The 16,279-nt window shown below is 63.2% G+C and carries 12 protein-coding genes; 10 read left to right on the top strand and 2 right to left on the bottom strand.

Going from position 1 to position 16,279, the window contains the following annotated elements:
* Positions 1-97: 97 nt before the first annotated feature.
* The 8 genes from GFD32_RS03960 to cysN all read left to right on the top strand — a co-directional run bounded on the left by GFD32_RS03960 (position 98) and on the right by cysN (position 10,598).
* Entirely contained in the window at positions 98-1,063 is a 966-nt protein-coding gene (locus GFD32_RS03960) for an Rpn family recombination-promoting nuclease/putative transposase (RefSeq protein ID WP_163575264.1), read from the top strand.
* A gap of 267 nt (positions 1,064-1,330) precedes the next feature.
* On the top strand, positions 1,331-2,320 hold the full coding sequence (locus GFD32_RS03965) for an Rpn family recombination-promoting nuclease/putative transposase (RefSeq protein ID WP_163575265.1): 990 nt from the start codon (positions 1,331-1,333) through the stop codon (positions 2,318-2,320).
* A 581-nt stretch (positions 2,321-2,901) separates the two neighbouring features.
* Entirely contained in the window at positions 2,902-4,326 is a 1,425-nt protein-coding gene (locus GFD32_RS03970) for an ImmA/IrrE family metallo-endopeptidase (protein ID WP_163575266.1), read from the top strand.
* A 59-nt stretch (positions 4,327-4,385) separates the two neighbouring features.
* A complete protein-coding gene (locus tag GFD32_RS03975; RefSeq protein WP_163575267.1) occupies positions 4,386-6,152 on the top strand; it encodes an SLC13 family permease in 1,767 nt (588 codons plus the stop codon).
* Between the two features lie 163 nt (positions 6,153-6,315).
* Positions 6,316-7,125 carry a 3'(2'),5'-bisphosphate nucleotidase CysQ gene (gene cysQ, locus GFD32_RS03980; protein ID WP_163575280.1) on the top strand — a complete coding sequence of 270 codons (810 nt, stop codon included), beginning with the start codon at positions 6,316-6,318 and terminating at the stop codon, positions 7,123-7,125.
* A gap of 177 nt (positions 7,126-7,302) precedes the next feature.
* Positions 7,303-8,220: a sulfate adenylyltransferase subunit CysD gene (gene cysD / locus GFD32_RS03985; protein WP_163575268.1), complete on the top strand. Its 918-nt coding sequence runs from the start codon at positions 7,303-7,305 to the stop codon at positions 8,218-8,220.
* A gap of 56 nt (positions 8,221-8,276) precedes the next feature.
* The gene (locus tag GFD32_RS03990) at positions 8,277-8,630 is read left to right on the top strand and encodes a four helix bundle protein (protein WP_163575269.1); all 354 of its coding nucleotides are present in this window, start codon (positions 8,277-8,279) and stop codon (positions 8,628-8,630) included.
* 51 nt (positions 8,631-8,681) lie between these two features.
* Entirely contained in the window at positions 8,682-10,598 is a 1,917-nt protein-coding gene (cysN, locus tag GFD32_RS03995) for a sulfate adenylyltransferase subunit CysN (RefSeq protein WP_163575270.1), read from the top strand.
* On the opposite strand, the gene GFD32_RS04000 is transcribed toward cysN, so the two are convergent.
* Positions 10,552-11,874 carry a hypothetical protein gene (locus GFD32_RS04000; RefSeq protein ID WP_163575271.1) on the bottom strand — a complete coding sequence of 441 codons (1,323 nt, stop codon included), beginning with the start codon at positions 11,872-11,874 and terminating at the stop codon, positions 10,552-10,554. The two genes, cysN and GFD32_RS04000, sit on opposite strands and share 47 nt — an antisense overlap.
* Positions 11,875-12,027: 153 nt before the next feature.
* On the opposite strand from GFD32_RS04000, the gene GFD32_RS04005 reads away from it, so the two are divergent.
* Both GFD32_RS04005 and GFD32_RS04010 read left to right on the top strand, forming a co-directional pair.
* Positions 12,028-13,911 (top strand): autotransporter outer membrane beta-barrel domain-containing protein, encoded by a 1,884-nt coding sequence (locus GFD32_RS04005; protein WP_163575272.1) that lies wholly within the window; start codon positions 12,028-12,030, stop codon positions 13,909-13,911.
* Between the two features lie 116 nt (positions 13,912-14,027).
* Positions 14,028-15,989 carry a polysaccharide biosynthesis protein gene (locus tag GFD32_RS04010; RefSeq protein ID WP_205599037.1) on the top strand — a complete coding sequence of 654 codons (1,962 nt, stop codon included), beginning with the start codon at positions 14,028-14,030 and terminating at the stop codon, positions 15,987-15,989.
* Between the two features lie 121 nt (positions 15,990-16,110).
* Here GFD32_RS04010 and GFD32_RS04015 read toward each other — a convergent pair whose 3' ends face one another.
* Positions 16,111-16,269, bottom strand: a complete 159-nt coding sequence (locus GFD32_RS04015) for a PD-(D/E)XK nuclease domain-containing protein (RefSeq protein WP_320416207.1) — start codon at positions 16,267-16,269, stop codon at positions 16,111-16,113.
* Between the last annotated feature and the right edge of the window lie 10 nt (positions 16,270-16,279).

Raw genomic sequence — 16,279 nt, forward strand, 5'->3', positions numbered from 1 at the left:
GATGGGCGAGGCGGCACAGTAGACGGGGGACGGCCCGTTCATAGAGTGGATGGTAGGCGTGGTAGGCTATCGCCATGCGGTCGGCAGGGAGCGGAGCATGGCCAACTATCATGATACGGGTTACAAGGAGCTGTTCAGCCACCCGGAGTTCGTGCAGCAACTCATCGAGGGCTTCGCGCCGGCCGAGATCTCGGCGCTGATGGATTTCTCGACGCTGACGAATCACAGCGGCAACTACATCACGCCGTTGTTCGAAGAAAAATTCGAAGACGTGGTGTGGTCGGTGGAGATCACTTGGCAGGGCGTGACCCAGCGGGTTTTCTTGTACATCTTGCTAGAGTTCCAGTCCTCGGTGGATCACACCATGCCCATCCGGCTGTTGCACTACGTGGCCTGTTTCTACGATCACCTGCTCAAGAGCCGAGTCACCACGCCGGGTGAGGGGTTGCCGCCGGTGCTGCCCATCGTGCTCTACAACGGTTCTCGGCGCTGGTCGGCCGAGCAGGACATCTATTCCATGATCCGCCCGGAACCGCCGGGCTTTTTGCAGGTCTACCAGCCGCGCCTTCGCTACTACCTGATCGACGAAGGGCGTTACACTGACGAGGAGTTGGGGTTGCGCCAGAGCCCGCTGAGCGGTGTGTTCGGCGTGGAGAACGCCGGCCAGAGTTGGGAAGCGCTGCAGCAAGCGGTGAACCGGATCGTGGCGATCATCCAGGCCGATCCTAACAAGGAACGTATCGACCGGATCATCACCCGCTGGCTCAAGCGGCATCTGCAGCGGGTAGCCCCCAAGGCCAGGCTCGACCTGGATCAGCTCGCAAGCCTGGTGGAGGATAGAGATATGTTGGCAGAGAACCTTGAGAACCTAGTGAAGAAAGAGCGACTGGAAGGCCGGCAGGAAGGGTTTGCGGGCCTGCTCCGCATGCAGTTGGCTTTCAAGTATGGCGATTTGCCACCCTGGGTAGACGAGAAGCTCGCGCGGGCAACCGATGAGCAACTCGGCCGCTGGGGAACCCGAATGCTGACCGCGAACTCTCTCGACGAACTCTTCAGTCAATGATCTTCTGGCAGAAGCCGCGATTGTGTTGAGCGCCACTTCACATCCCTTCCTGGCCGCGGTTTCGAGCCTCGCCCAGCATGCCGCTCGTGGCCGCGTGCTGGGCAAGACGGGCCTGATGTTTCTCTGCCCCCCACCCTGACGGAAGCCGAGATCGACGAGACCTGCCGCGTGCTGGCCGAGGCGGTGCAGTAGACGGGGGACGGCCCGTTCATGGAGTGGATGGTAGGCGTGGTAGGCTATCGCCATGCGGTCGGCAGGGAGCGGAGCATGGCCAACTATCATGATACGGGTTACAAGGAGCTGTTCAGCCACCCCGAGTTCGTGCAGCAACTCATCGAGGGCTTCGCGCCGGTCGGAATCTCGGCGCTGATGGATTTCTCGACGCTGACGAATCACAGTGGCAACTACATCACGCCGCTGTTCGAAGAAAAATTCGAAGACGTGGTGTGGTCGGTGGAGATCAGTTGGCAGGGCGTGACCCAGCGGGTTTTCTTGTACATCTTGCTAGAGTTCCAGTCCTCGGTGGATCACACCATGGCCATCCGGCTGTTGCACTACGTGGCCTGTTTCTACGATCACCTGCTCAAGAGCCGAGTTACCACGCCGGGTGAGGGGTTGCCACCGGTGCTGCCCATCGTGCTCTACAACGGTTCTCGGCGCTGGTCGGCCGAGCAGGACATCTATTCCATGATCCGCCCGGAACCGCCGGGCTTTTTGCAGGTCTACCAGCCGCGCCTGCGCTACTACCTGATCGACGAAGGGCGTTACACTGATGAGGAGTTGGGATTGCGCCAGAGCCCGCTGAGCGGCGTGTTCGGCGTGGAGAATGCCGGAGAGAGCTGGGAAGCGTTGCAGCAAGCGGTGAACCGGATCGTGGCGATCATCCAGGCCGATCCTCACAAGGAACGTATCGACCGGATCATCACCCGCTGGCTCAAGCGGCATCTGCAGCGGGTAGCCCCCAAGGCCAGGCTCGACCTGGATCGCCTCGCAAGCCTGGTGGAGGATAGAGATATGTTGGCAGAGAACCTTGAGAACCTAGTGAAGAAAGAGCGACTGGAAGGGCGCCAGGAAGGGCGGCAGGAAGGGCGGCAGGAAGAAGCCCGTCGGATTCTGCAGCGATTGCTGACCAAGCGCTTCGGCGAGCTGCCGACGTGGGTTCACGCGAAGCTGGAAACGGCAGAGGCGTTGCAGCTGGAAGCCTGGACGGATGAGATCCTGGTCGCCGAAAGCCTGGAGGCGCTGTTCGGCGAGTGACCGATACGGCAGCCGCCGAAGGTGTGGTTTCTCTGCCACCCCAGCCTGACGGAAGCCGAGATCGATGAGACCTGCCAGGGCTAGGCCCACGTGAGTCGGACGTTGGGGATGATCGAGGCGACGGATGGTGTGTATGTCGATTACCATGACAGTGGATGACCAGTTCATCGCCAGATGAAGCAGGAGAGGGCGACGATGTGCCATGAAGGGACTGAATGGCGCTACGAAAGGGGAGAAGGGCGTTACAAGCATCGCTGGCGCCATGATTACGCCGGATTCGTTCCGGGTGATAGCGGTCCCGTGGGGAAGTGTCCGAAGCATATTGATCAAGAGCTTGCAGAACGAATTCTCAATGAGAGGGGGATACCGGTCTATCAGGCGGACGACAGCGCCTATCCCGATTTCTTCTATGCTGTTTATCGGGGCGTCGTTTATGCCGCCGCTCCTACGAATCCTGGATATTCCTATCATGCTTACCCATGGCGGGGGGATTTACCTGGTCGTTGCGGCCTTGGTAGAAGGCTGCGAAGGCAGTTGAGGGAGTGCGCAGATCGCCATGGAGAGAGAAAAGAGTTGGAACGATGGCTAAAGCAGTACGATCCGAACCGAGACTGATCGGTGAGCCTGATGGCCTTCAGGTCGAGCTCTGTTTGTCCAATGGCCCGCCTCAGGGGCTGGCTCAGGGGCAGGGGCGCATTCTGCTGGCTGGAGAACCTGTGTGGCATGCTCAGGGTGAAAACGGGGAAGCACCGATCGAGTGGACTTGGGGAGATCTGCTCGAGTTTCTAGGCCGATGGTGGCCATGGCTCGTTCTCGAAGAGACTTATCCGGTACCGGTTGCCCCTCTATACCCTGGCTTTTTCCTTCAGGAAGCCGAGCGCCGCTGGATCGACATGCCTGCAGAGCAAGTCGAAGCGGAAGAAGAGGCGGCTCATCGTTTCATCGCGCGCCACGATTTGGCCGAGGCATTCAAGGGAATCTTCTTGCCGTCTCTGATAGTGCTCCGTCAAGGCAGGAAGTGTCATGTTTCGGCAGCCAGCCTTCGCAAGACGCTGGTATGTTCATGGGATCGTGTTCAGCGAACGCTAGAAGCCGTTGGGGATTACTTGGCTGAAGCACTGCAGGAGAGCGACAACGAGCGGGCTCGGCGCGCCGTAGCATGGTGGGAACGGCGAGAGACCCGGCTGGAAGAGCACGAGCTGGATATCACGACGGGGCTTTCCGCTTCATCGCGACGACACCTGGAAGGTGGTTCGCTGCCTGAGGAAATGTGGCAGTTGCCCGAGATTCGTGCGGTGGCTCGGATGACGACCGGTGTGGTCCTCGAAGCGGATCAGCGGGAGTTATTGGCCAGGGTATTGCAATCGCCACGTCGGGATACTGCAGAGTTGGACCGGCTGTCTGCTTGCATCCTTAGCGAGTTCCGCGAGATAGGCCCTCCCCATGAGCAGGGGTACTGGGCTGCGATGCGCTTGCGTCATGCGCTGGGATTGAGCGGGAAAGACCCCGTAGATCCCAAAGCCTATCTCGAGGCATGGGGTATTGAGGTCGATTCGGTTGCACAAGAAGGCTCCCCCATCGATGCAATGACGGCCTGGGGGGAACGACATGGGCCGATTATCGTAATCAACCTTGCGCCTGGCGCGCGCTCTGCCCACTCGTTCGGGGAGCGAGCGACTTTGGCGCACGAAGTGGCACACCTGCTGTTGGATCGGGAAGGTGCCTTGCCGGCTGCCGAAGTGTTGGGGGGGAGAACGCCCGAATACCCCGAAAAGCGGGCTCGTGCTTTTGCGGCGGAGTTTTTGCTGCCACGAGAGACTGCTGCCAGTTTCGTACGTGATGGCGCTGACCTGCGTGCCGTTGCCATTGAATTGCGTGATGCCTATGGCGTTAGCAGTGAGTTGCTTGCCTGGCAGATTAGTAACTCCAGTGTGCGCTCGACGTTGAGTCAAGAAGAGTTGACGCTACTGGAACAGTGGAAAGTGGGACAGGGCGAGCTGCACTGACCCCTTCACTGCGATACCTGCCCGTATCGCAGTAAAACGCCTTTCTCTAAGATATTTTGATGCCCTTCGAAGCCCTGTTTACGCTGGCTACCGTGCTGGCGGTTCTCGTTACGCTGGTAGTGACCCGCATTGCGCCGGATGTGGTGCTGATGGCTGCCCTGGCGCTGCTGGTGGTCAGCGGAATTCTCGAGCCCGGCGAGGCGCTGGTGGGGTTTTCCAACCCCGGCGTGATGACCATCGCCACGCTCTACGTGGTGGCGGCCGGGCTGAAAGAGACTGGCGCCATCCAGTGGATCGCCCACCGCCTGCTGGGGCGGCCGCGGGGTTTGCGACAGGCGCAGGCGCGCGTGCTGCTGCCGGCTTCCGGCCTGAGCGCGTTCATGAACAACACCACTGTGGTGGCGATGTTCATTCCCGCCGTTCAGGAGTGGGCGGCGCGGCTCAAGCTGCCGCCTTCCAAGCTGCTGCTGCCGCTGAGCTATGCGGCCATTCTCGGCGGTACCTGCACGTTGATCGGCACCAGCACCAACCTGGTGGTGGATGGCCTGTTGCAGACCGAGCGCGGCGTGTCGCTGGCGATGTTCGAGCTGGCCTGGGTGGGCGTGCCCTTGCTGGTGGTGGGCGGCGGCTTTCTGATGCTGTTCGCCAACAAGCTGCTGCCGGATCGCCAGGGCGTGCTGGAACAGCTAGAACAGGCCCGCGAGTACGCGGTGGAAGTGGTGGTGGAAGAGAAGGGCCCGCTGGCCGGCAAGACGATTGCCGCAGCCGGGCTGCGCAGCCTGGCCCATGGCTACCTGGCCGATATCGAGCGCCATGGCCGCCTGCTGACGGCGGTACCGCCGGAAACCGAGCTGTTGGCCGGCGACGTGCTGGTGTTCATCGGCGCGCCGGAATGCGCCCGTGAGCTGCGCCGCATCCACGGGCTGCGCCCGGCCGGCGGCGACGTGCACAAGCTGGATATCGCCCACCACCGGCGCTGCCTGGTGGAAGCGGTGATCGGCCCGGATTTCGCCGGCCTGCACCAAACGGTGCGCGAGTCGCGCTTTCGGTCGCGCTATCAGGCGGTGATTCTTTCCATTTCGCGCCATGGCAAGCGCCTGCCCGGCAAGCTGGGCGACATTCGCCTGCAGGTGGGCGACACCCTGCTGCTGGAAACGGCCCAGGATTTCGTCGACCAGTACCGCTACCGCAAGGATTTTCTGCTGGTCAGCGGTTTGAACGACTCCACGCCGCCCGATTTTCGCAAGGCGCCGGTGGCGCTGGGCATTCTGGGGGGCATGGTGGCGCTCAGCGCCAGCGGGCTGGTGAGCATTCTCGAGGCGGCGCTGCTGGCCGGCGGCGCCATGCTGGTTACGCGTTGCGTGCCGGCCAGCAAGGCGCGGCGTTATCTCGATCTCACCGTGCTGATCGTGATCGCCGCCTCCTTCGCCCTGGGCGCCGCCATGGCCAAGACCGGTGCCGCCGCGCAGATCGCCCAGTGGCTGTTGCTGATCGATGGCCTGGCCCCCTGGGCCGCGCTGGCGCTGGTGTATCTGATGACGGTGATCTTCACCGAGCTGATCACCAACAACGCCGCCGCGGTGCTGATGTTCCCCATCGCCATGGCGGTGGCCGAGCAGTTGGGTGTCGACGTGCTGCCCTTCGCCGTGGCGGTGATGTTCGCCGCCTCGGCCAGCTTCATGACCCCGCTGGGCTACCAGACCAACCTGATGGTGCTCGGCCCCGGTGGCTACCGCTTCACCGACTACCTGCGCCTCGGCGCCCCGCTCAGCCTGATCGTCGGCGCCACTGCCGTGGGGTTGATACCGGTGGTTTGGAATTTCTAGCTGCGGGCTGCGAGCTGCGAGCCGCGGGCTACGGGCTACGAGCTACGAGCGGGAAGTTGCAAGATGGCAGCGGCGGTGCATCATGCCGGCAAATCCCGAATCCCGAATCCCGAATCCCGAATCCCGAAGGAGATTATTCTTGACCGATTTCGTTACCGATGACATGCGCCTGCGCTTGATCGAGGGCGTTCATGCCGCTGGCCGTGAGGTGCTGGCGATCTATTCGCGGGATTTTTCGGTGGAGACGAAGGCGGACGAGAGCCCGCTGACCGAGGCGGACATGGCGTCTCACCATGCCCTGGTGGCGTTGCTGGGTGAGGTGACGCCGCAGGTGCCGGTGCTTTCCGAGGAGTCCGGCGAGATTCCCTTCGAGACACGCCACGGTTGGGAGCGCTACTGGCTGATCGATCCGCTGGACGGCACCAAGGAGTTCATCGGCAAGAACGGCGAGTTCACCCTGAACGTGGCGCTGGTGGAGCGCGGCGTGCCGGTGTTCGGCATCGTGCATGCGCCGGTGCTCGAGACTACCTGGATCGGCCAGGTGGGGCAGGGCGCCAGCAAGTGGCAGGCGGGCGAAGCCGTGCCCATCCGCGTGCGTGAACTGCCCGACCCGAGCGAGGCGCCCTGGAAGGTGGTGGGCAGCCGCCGCCACGGCGCCGAAGCGTTCGAGGCCTTCTGCGCCGGGCTGCCCGCCCATGAGTGCGTTTCCATGGGCAGCTCGCTGAAGCTGTGCCTGGTGGCCGAAGGTGCGGCCGATCTCTACCCCCGCCTGGCGCCCACCAGCGAATGGGACACCGCCGCCGCCCAGGCCGTGGTCACCGCCGCGGGTGGCGAAGTGCTCGACGCCACCACCCTCGAACCGCTGCGCTGCAACCGTCAAGAAAGCGTGCTCAACCCCTTCTTCATCGTTTGCGGCCAGCGCGACGAACGCTGGGAAGGGGCCCTTTGGGCCGCACTTTCAGTGCAAGCTTGAAGAGCGCCGCTTCGCGGCTGGAAGCTTGAAGAAACCCCAAGATCAAAACCAGAGCAGTAAGCTGATGGGTGGTGGCTTTTTCTTCCAGCTTCGAGCTTCGAGCTTCCAGCTCCCGGCGAAGCCGGGGACTTTCAGCTAATTGTCAGTTATTGTCTCTAAGTTCGAAGGCTAAATAAGATGTCTGAACTATCCGCAGAACGCCAAACTCACCTCAAACAGCTCGAGGCCGAGTCGATCCACATCATCCGCGAGGTGGCGGCCGAGTTCGCCAACCCGGTGATGATGTATTCCATCGGCAAGGATTCCTCGGTGATGCTGCACCTGGCGCGCAAGGCCTTCTATCCCGGGCCGCCGCCATTCCCGCTGCTGCACGTCAACACCACCTGGAAGTTTCGCGAGATGATCGAGTTTCGCGACCGCATGGCGGCGGAATCCGGCATGGAGTTGATCGAGCACATCAACGAAGAGGGGCGCGCCGCCGGCATCAACCCCTTCGACCACGGCAGCGCCAAGTACACCGACGTGATGAAGACGGATGCGCTCAAGCAGGCGCTGAGCGAGCATCGCTTCGATGCCGCCTTCGGCGGCGCGCGGCGCGACGAGGAAGCCAGCCGGGCCAAGGAGCGGGTGTTCTCGTTCCGCGACAAGCACCACCGCTGGGACCCCAAGAGCCAGCGCCCCGAGCTGTGGAACGTCTACAACGCCAAGGTGGACAAGGGCGAATCGATCCGCGTTTTTCCGCTCTCCAACTGGACCGAGCTGGACATCTGGCAGTACATCTACCTCGAATCGATTCCCATCGTGCCGCTCTACTACGCCGCCCCGCGCCCGGTGGTGGAGCGCGACGGCATGCTGGTGATGGTCGACGACGAGCGCATGCCGCTGGAGCCCGGCGAAGTGCCCGAGCAGCGCTGGGTACGTTTCCGCACCCTGGGCTGCTACCCGCTCACCGGCGCGGTGGAATCGAAGGCCGCCACCCTGCCCGAGATCATCCAGGAGATGCTGCTCACCCGCACCTCCGAACGCAGCGGCCGCGCCATCGATCATGACCAGGCGGGAAGCATGGAGCGGAAGAAGAGGGAGGGGTACTTCTAACGCGCCGGAGGCGCGTTAGAAAGACGGAAGAGGGAAGTCGGAAGAGGGAAGATGGCATGGACTTTGAGCGGCTTAATGTTTGGAAGCGGTCGGCACGTTTGTCGGCATCACTGTACCGCCATTTTGCCGATTCCCGGGATTTCGGCTTCAAGGATCAGATCACACGATCCGGCCTGTCGGTGCCGAGCAATATTGCCGAAGGCATGACGAGACCTTCCGTCAAGGACCGAATCAAGTTTCTCTATATCGCCAAGGGATCTTGTGCCGAACTCCGGACGCAGATTTACATTGGCGTGGAGATCGGCTACATCGAACGCGAGAAAGGGAATGAGTGGGTGAAAGAAACAAAGGAGATCGCTGCCATGCTGACTGGGCTGATTCGTAAGCAGGGCGACTTCGACGCAGGATAAGCGGAGTTTCTTCCTTCTTCCCTCTTCTCTCTTATATCTAAAGGTTTTGTCATGTCACACCAATCGGCTTTGATCTCCGACGACATCGAGCAGTACCTCCACGAGCACGAAAACAAGGATCTGCTCCGCTTCATCACCTGCGGCAGCGTCGACGACGGCAAGTCGACGCTGATCGGGCGGTTGCTGCACGATTCCAAGATGATCTACGAGGACCAACTGGCGGCGATCACCCAGGCGTCGAAGACCAGCGGTACCACCGGGGATGCGGTGGATCTGGCGCTGCTGGTGGATGGGCTGCAGTCGGAGCGCGAGCAGGGCATCACCATCGATGTCGCCTATCGCTATTTTTCCACCGACAAGCGCAAGTTCATCATCGCCGATACCCCAGGCCATGAGCAGTACACTCGCAACATGGCGACCGGGGCTTCCACGGCGAGCCTGGCGGTGATTCTGATCGATGCGCGCCACGGCGTGCAGACCCAGACCCGGCGGCACAGCTTCATCTGCGATCTGCTGGGCATCCAGCACCTGGTGGTGGCGATCAACAAGATGGACCTGGTCGACTACTCGCAGGAGCGCTATGAGGAGATCGTCGCCGAGTATCGGGAATTGGCGGAGAAGCTGGAAGCCCGCGACGTTCGCTTCGTGCCGCTCTCGGCGCTGAAGGGCGACAACGTGGTCAACCCGAGCGCGGCCATGAGCTGGTACGAGGGGCCGGCGCTGCTCGAGCTGCTGGAGAGCGTGGAGGTCACCCACGACCGCAACCTGCGCGACCTGCGCCTGCCGGTGCAGTACGTCAATCGCCCCAATCTGGACTTTCGCGGCTACTGCGGCACCCTGGCCGCCGGCATCCTGCAGCCGGGGCAGGCGGTGCGGGCGCTGCCTTCGGGCAAGACCAGCAAGGTCGAGCGCCTGGTCACCTTCGATGGCGATCTTGAAGCGGCCTTCCCCGGCCAGGCGATCACCGTGACGCTGGAAGACGAGATCGACATCTCGCGGGGCGATTGGCTGGTGGGCGCCGAGGAACAGGTGCCGCTGGCCTCCAGCTTCGAGGCGGATATCGTGTGGATGCACGAGACACCGCTCACGCCGGGCAAGCTCTACGATCTCAAGCTCGCCACCCGCGACATGGCAGGGAAGGTGGGCGCCATCGATTACCAGATCGACGTCAACACTCTGGAGCAGCGCCACGCCGAGCACCTGGATCTCAACGCCATCGCTCGCTGCCGCGTGGAGCTCACCGCCCCGGTACCGGTGGACGACTACCGCTCCAGCCCGGGTACCGGCAGCTTCATCATCATCGACCGGCTGACCAACATCACCGTGGGCGCGGGCATGATCCACCAGCCGCTGGAGAGCGAGCTGCCCTACGAGTTCCGTGAGCACGACAGCAAGGCCAACGTGGTGTGGAACCGCACTAGCGTGACCCAGGCCATGCGCGAGCAGATCAACGGCCACCAGGGAAAGTGCATCTGGTTCACGGGGCTGTCGGGCTCCGGCAAGTCGACCCTGGCCAATGCGTTGGAAGTGGAGCTCAATCGCCGCGGCTATCACACCATGCTGCTCGACGGCGACAACGTGCGCCACGGCCTGTGCAAGGATCTCGGCATGAGCGAGCGAGACCGCGCCGAGAACATCCGCCGCGTGGGCGAGGTGGCGCGGTTGTTCGCCGAGGCGGGCATCATCGTCATCACGGCGTTCATCTCGCCGTTCCGTGCCGACCGCGATCAGGCCCGCGAACTGTTCGACGACGGCAGTTTCGTGGAAGTGCACGTCGATGCGCCGCTCGACATTTGCGAAGAGCGCGACCCGAAAGGGCTCTACCAGAAGGCCCGCGAAGGGAGGATCAAGGACTTCACCGGCATCAGCAGCCCCTATGAGGTGCCGCTAGGGGCCGAGGTGACCTTGAAGAGCGCCGAGTTCACTCAGCAGGAGCTGGTGTCGCAGCTGGTGAAGCGGGTGCTGTGACGGCGCTCCGGTCCTCATCGTCATTCCCGTCATCGGGCCAGCGGTAGAGAGGCGGCTCGAGCCGGGTGTCTTGCCAGTCATCGCGCCACAGGCCGTTGCGGTAGGCGAGGCCGCCGGTCAGCGTGAGGCTCAAGTCGCTGCGGGGTTGCCGGCCGGGCTGCCAGGTGGCGTTCGTGGCGGCGCTGGCCTCCAGATAGGGGCCGCCGCTGCCGTAGAGGATCAGTTCCAGCCGCGGTTCCAGGGCCAGGCTTGCGTCGAGGCTGGCTTCCGGCATCGGGGAGGGCAGCCGAAGGGGTTGCCGGCTAGAAGGGCGTTGCTGAAGCTGCCAGTCGCCGTCTTGCAGCCGCAGGCCGCCGGCGCTGTCGTGGTGCAGGCGGAAGGGGTCGCTCGTCGTGAGGCGTGCGCTGCTCTCCAGCACGGCATCGAGCCGGGTATTCACGGTCAACATGATGGGTACCCAGCCCACCATGCGGTAGTAGGGCCCTTTCTGGCGCGTCCAGATGGGCTTATCTTCCTTGAAGCTCTCTTCGAAGCGTGGGGTGATTTCCGCCCCCTGGCACAGGCGACCTTCCAATTGGGCTTCGGTCAACCGACCGCCTTCGAACGTCATCTCCCGCTTCAGGGCGAGCGTGGCCTGGTAGTGAATCCGGGCGCTGGCGCTTGGCGTGAAGTACAGGGTTTTCTCTTGCGCGAGGGCGGTATCGTCGGGCGGGCACGGCTCCCAGCTTCGCTCCTGAAAGGCGGCCGGCAGCCAGCGCCCCGCCGGTGGGATGGCTTTGCCCAGCAAGGTCTCTACCGGAAAGTCCTCTTCTTCGGAGGAGACGCGCTCCACGGCGACGATGGTCAGCGTGCCGCTTTCGATCACGTCTTCCAGCTCGGCGGGTTCGAGCGACAGCCTCAAGGTGCCATCGTCATCGCTGTCGAGCGCTTTCACATGCGTTAGCAGGCCAGAGTTCACCAGCTGCCGTTCTGCTCGCCCCAGCGGGTGAAGCGGTTCGTCGGTGGCGGCAACCAGCCGCCAGCCCGGTTCCAAGGGGGCGAGAAAGCTTGGCGGCGATTCGATGACCAGCTCGAAAGCCTCGTCGCCCAGTGACTCGATGTCGACCACCGTATCGAACAGCTCGGCCGATTCCTCGGCATTCAGGGCGAGCACTCGGGATTGGGGAGTCAGATTGCCGTCGATGAACGGCTCGTGCTCACTGGCCATGACCGGCATGGCCAGTCCGACCATCACCGGCAGCGTCAGCCAGCGCCTGCTGAAAGGGAAGGATGGCATGATGGGCGCTCGGTTGCGGGAGGGATATAACCAAGTGTAGCGGGTTGTAACGCGGTAGCTTCCTTCATCGGGAGCGCTTTTTCCTCAAGTCTCATGAGGATGGGCCGATAGGTCGTTAATGTTTCGAAACAAATAATAACGTTGGAGACCCGCATGATGACCCTGACGCCCCGCTTCCGACCCGCTTTGCTGGCCGCTGCCTGCGCTGCGCTTCCTCTCTCCGCCCATGCCGATGTGCTGACCGAGTTCACGCTGGAGGATGACCACACCTTCGAGGGCAGCATGTCGATCAACTGGAGCAACATCAGCTACACCAATTTGGGCAATGGGGATATCGAATCGGGCAACAACGATTTCAATTTCATCGCCCAGGAACTGGACGTGCAGGCGTCGGGCGAGTACCTGATGGGCCAGAGCCAGGCACCGGTGGATACTGCCATGGTGATCTATCGTGGCGTCTTCGACCCGGAGCGTCCGGGCGACGGTTTCATAACCGGTAACGACGATTATTCGAGGCAAGTCGACGGCAGTGACATCAGCGACGACTTGCAGGCGCAAGATCTAGAGCCGGAAGCGTGTGGCTCTCGTGCCAGTTTATGTCCGGCTGTGAGCCTGGAATTGGAGGGTGGCCAGCGCTATACGGTGGTGATCTCGACCTATTCGCCTGGTAGTGAACTCGGTTATCCGCTGTCGTTCTTCGTGTTCGGGCCGGGCTCCGTGGTGGTGGTCGGCGAGGAGGGCGTTTTCGAGGTGCCGGTGGAAGGCAGCCGCAACCAGTCGGGTGGCGCCTATCTGGATCGTGTGGTGAGCGAGCTGGGCCTGAGCGACCCCGACAGCCCCGTGCTGGATGCCTTGGCCGCCCAGGCCGGGCTGAACGAGGCGCAGCGCGCGCGTTTCGTCGAGAGCATGAGCTCCAGCGTGTCGCGCAGCGGTGTGCGCGATGCCAGCGTCAGCGCCAACCGCAGCATGCTCAACACCTTGGGCAAGCGCTTCGCCAGCACCGGCATGGGCGGCCAGATGGGGTCCAACTTCGAGCTCGCCAGCACTCTGGCCGGGCAAACCGCCCAGCAACAGCGGGAAAACTGGGCCTCGCTGGGTGCGGCCGAGCTGGATGCCAGCGTGATGCGCTACGGCGACCACGAGTCCGTCGAGGGCCTGCTGGGCATGGCTTCGCAGCTTTCCTACCAGGGCGAAAGCGCTGCTGGGCGAATGAGCAGCTGGGCCGAGGGGTACGTGAGCAAGGGCTCCGGCGACGACTACGACTTCCGCAGCTACGGCGCCATGCTGGGCATGGATCGCTGGCTGAGCGATAGCACGCTGGCGGGGGTGTTCGTAGGGGTGGGCCGCGGTCGCGTCAAGGGCGACGATGCCGCCAATGCGCGCACCGAGATCGATAGCGTCAACGTCGGCGCCTACACCGCCTGGCGCCGCGATGCGGTGATCCTGGATGCCACGTTGATGGCCGGTTTCGGCGATAACGAGCATCGTCGCGAGATCGCCGGTGCGACCACCGAGGTGGTGGAGGGCAGCAACCGCAGCGAGGACGTGACCCTGGCGCTGGGTGCCAGCTACGTGATCGAGATGGACGAGGGGTGGGAGTTGGTGCCCAATGCGCGACTGATGCATAGCTGGCTGCACCAGACCGACTATGAGGAGCGAGGCAGCTCTGCACTCACCATGGAGTACGGCTCGCAGCGCCAGGAGGTATGGCGCACCAGCCTGGGCGTGGATGCCGGTTATGTGGTGCGGCGCCGGGACGACAGCGTGATTCACCTCACCGGCGGCCTGGCCTGGGGCATGCGCAATCAGTCCGGTGGCGGCACGCGGGCTGCGCTGAGTGCCGACGCTGGCGCCGGCAGCTTCGTGGTCACCCCGGACGACCGTACCGTGCACAGCGCCGACGTGAGCTCCGGCCTCAGCTGGGAGCGCGAACTGCCCGGCCAGGCCAGCGTGGCGATCAGCGGCCAGTACGAGGGCTCGTTCGCCGACCGTGAAACCGAACACGGCGCGCGGCTTGCCGTGGCGTATCGCTGGTGACGCCCACTACGACACGCCCTTAACTTCGTCGAGAAAGCGAGGCAGCGTTGTGCACGCTGCCTCGCTTCCCTAAACTTGTCTTCCTTCCATTCCTTTGAACAGCCAGGACCACGACCGTGGCACGTTCCGACCGTCTACATCGCCGGCTGACGACGCTGAGCCGGGCCAAGAAGCGCCTGATCATGGTGACGGCCGACCTGGTCGCTCTGCCGATGGCGCTATGGTCGGCCTATGCTCTGCGCTTTGCCGAGTGGTGGCCGGGGCGCTACATCGAGCCCTTCTGGTGGCTGTTCCTGGTGATGCCCGTCGTAGGGGTGTTCGTGTTCGCGCGCCTGGGCCTCTACCGTGCGGTGGTGCGTTTCATGGGGCCGCAGGCGTTGTGGGCGGTGGTCAAGGGCTCGGCGCTGCTGGCGGTGCTGATGTGGGCCACCGCGTTCTTCTATCAGTGGCAGGGCTTTCCGCGCTCGGTGCCGGTCAATTTTGCGCTGGTGACGCTGGTCTACGTCGGCGGTACCCGTTTGCTGGTGCGCAGCTATTATCACTGGCTGATTCGTCACTATACCGAGAAGGAGGCCGTGGCCATCTACGGTGCCGGCGGTGCCGGGGCACAGCTGGCCCTGGCGCTGTCCAGCGGCCGCGAGTTCTTCACGGCGGCCTTCCTGGACGACGATCCGGCACTGTGGGGCAGCACCATCAAGGGCGTGAAGGTCTATGACCCGGCGGCTTTCCGCAGCGTGGCTCGTCAGCTCAGCATCGGCCGCGTGCTGCTGGCCATGCCGACTGCCACCAAGGCGCAACGCAAGCAGGCCCTCGACAACCTGGCCGACATGCCGGTGCACGTGCAGACGGTGCCTTCCATGCCGGAGATCGTGTCCGGCGAGGCCAGCGTCGATCAACTGCGCGAGGTGGAGCTGGAAGACCTGCTGGGGCGCGATCCGGTGCCGCCGCGAGCCGAGCTGATCGATGCCAGCGTGCGCGACAAGGTGGTGATGGTGACCGGCGCTGGCGGCTCCATCGGCAGCGAGATGTGCCGGCAGGTGATGCGTGGCAGCCCGCGCGCGCTGGTGCTGTTCGAAATCAGCGAATACGGCCTCTACTCCATCGGCCAGGAACTGGAAGCACTGAAAGGCGAGCTGGCCGGCGACTTTCCCATCTATGCGCTGCTCGGCAGCGTGTGCGACCGTTCGCGCGTCGAGGCGGTCATCCGCCATTATGGCGTGCAGACCCTCTATCACGCGGCGGCCTACAAGCATGTGCCCATCGTCGAGAACAACGTGCTGGAAGGCGTGCGCAACAACATCGAGGGCACTCGCGTAGTGGCGGAAAGCGCTGCACGCCTGGAGGTGGAGCGCTGCGTGCTGATCTCCACCGACAAGGCGGTGCGCCCCACCAACGTGATGGGGGCGACCAAGCGCATGGCGGAACTGGTGCTGCAGGATCTGGCCGCGCGGCGCGACGCGGGCACGGCGCATCGCACCATTTTCTCGATGGTGCGCTTCGGCAACGTGCTGGGTTCCAGCGGCTCCGTGGTGCCGCTGTTCCGCCGACAGATCGAGCAGGGCGGGCCCGTGACGGTCACGCATCCCGACATCACCCGCTTTTTCATGACCATTCCCGAGGCCGCCTTGCTCGTCATCCAGGCGGGCTCCATGGCCGAAGGGGGCGATGTCTTCGTGCTCGACATGGGCGATTCGGTCAAGATCGTCGATCTGGCACGGCGCATGATTCAGCTCACCGGGCTGGAAGTGAAGGACGAAGAGCATCCGGCGGGCGATATCGAAATCGTGTTCACCGGCTTGCGCCCGGGTGAAAAGCTCTACGAGGAGCTGTTGATCGGCGACAACGTGATCGGTACTTCGCATCCCAAGATCCTGCGTGCGCAGGAGGAGCGACTACCCTCGGAGGCGTTGGAAACCCTGCTCGACGGCTTGCGGGATGCCGAGCAGGGCCTGGATTGCAACCTGGCCTGCGAACTGCTCAAGAAAGGGGTGAAGGGCTTCGCTCATAGCGGAGAGGTGGTGGACTTGCTGCCACCGTACACGGTGGCTTCGTTTTCCAAGGTGCGCACGCTTCAGTAGTGCGTCGACCGTATTCGACAATATGCTGGAATGAGTTGGTAAGCCCAGCGCGGACTGGAGGTGATGATGGCCGATGCTGGCAGTCGCGAAATCCGCAGGAGGGAGCGGTTAATTGCCGGCATTACGCCTGCGTGTGATCGAAAGCCACGATCTGTCGCTGCTGGCGGGAGAACTCCACGCCGATGAGGTGAATCGGCTGGTTCTGGGCGCGGTATTTATCGGCGTAGCCCTTGGCCTGGATCTGTGCCAGGGCGCTGCCCTCGGGCAACTGCTCCACCACCTTGAATTCG

This window comes from Halomonas faecis, from assembly GCF_010993975.1.
Classification (GTDB): domain Bacteria; phylum Pseudomonadota; class Gammaproteobacteria; order Pseudomonadales; family Halomonadaceae; genus Halomonas; species Halomonas faecis.

Excerpts from the sequence above, each read along its gene's own strand:
- GFD32_RS03960 (WP_163575264.1), top strand. The coding sequence starts at position 98 with ATGGCCAACTATCATGATACGGGTTACAAGGAGCTGTTCAGCCACCCG.
- GFD32_RS03965 (WP_163575265.1), top strand. The coding sequence starts at position 1,331 with ATGGCCAACTATCATGATACGGGTTACAAGGAGCTGTTCAGCCACCCC.
- GFD32_RS03970 (WP_163575266.1), top strand. The coding sequence starts at position 2,902 with ATGGCTAAAGCAGTACGATCCGAACCGAGACTGATCGGTGAGCCTGAT.
- GFD32_RS03975 (WP_163575267.1), top strand. The coding sequence starts at position 4,386 with ATGCCCTTCGAAGCCCTGTTTACGCTGGCTACCGTGCTGGCGGTTCTC.
- cysQ (WP_163575280.1), top strand. The coding sequence starts at position 6,316 with ATGCGCCTGCGCTTGATCGAGGGCGTTCATGCCGCTGGCCGTGAGGTG.
- cysD (WP_163575268.1), top strand. The coding sequence starts at position 7,303 with ATGTCTGAACTATCCGCAGAACGCCAAACTCACCTCAAACAGCTCGAG.
- GFD32_RS03990 (WP_163575269.1), top strand. The coding sequence starts at position 8,277 with ATGGACTTTGAGCGGCTTAATGTTTGGAAGCGGTCGGCACGTTTGTCG.
- cysN (WP_163575270.1), top strand. The coding sequence starts at position 8,682 with ATGTCACACCAATCGGCTTTGATCTCCGACGACATCGAGCAGTACCTC.
- GFD32_RS04000 (WP_163575271.1), bottom strand. The coding sequence starts at position 11,874 with ATGCCATCCTTCCCTTTCAGCAGGCGCTGGCTGACGCTGCCGGTGATG.
- GFD32_RS04005 (WP_163575272.1), top strand. The coding sequence starts at position 12,028 with ATGATGACCCTGACGCCCCGCTTCCGACCCGCTTTGCTGGCCGCTGCC.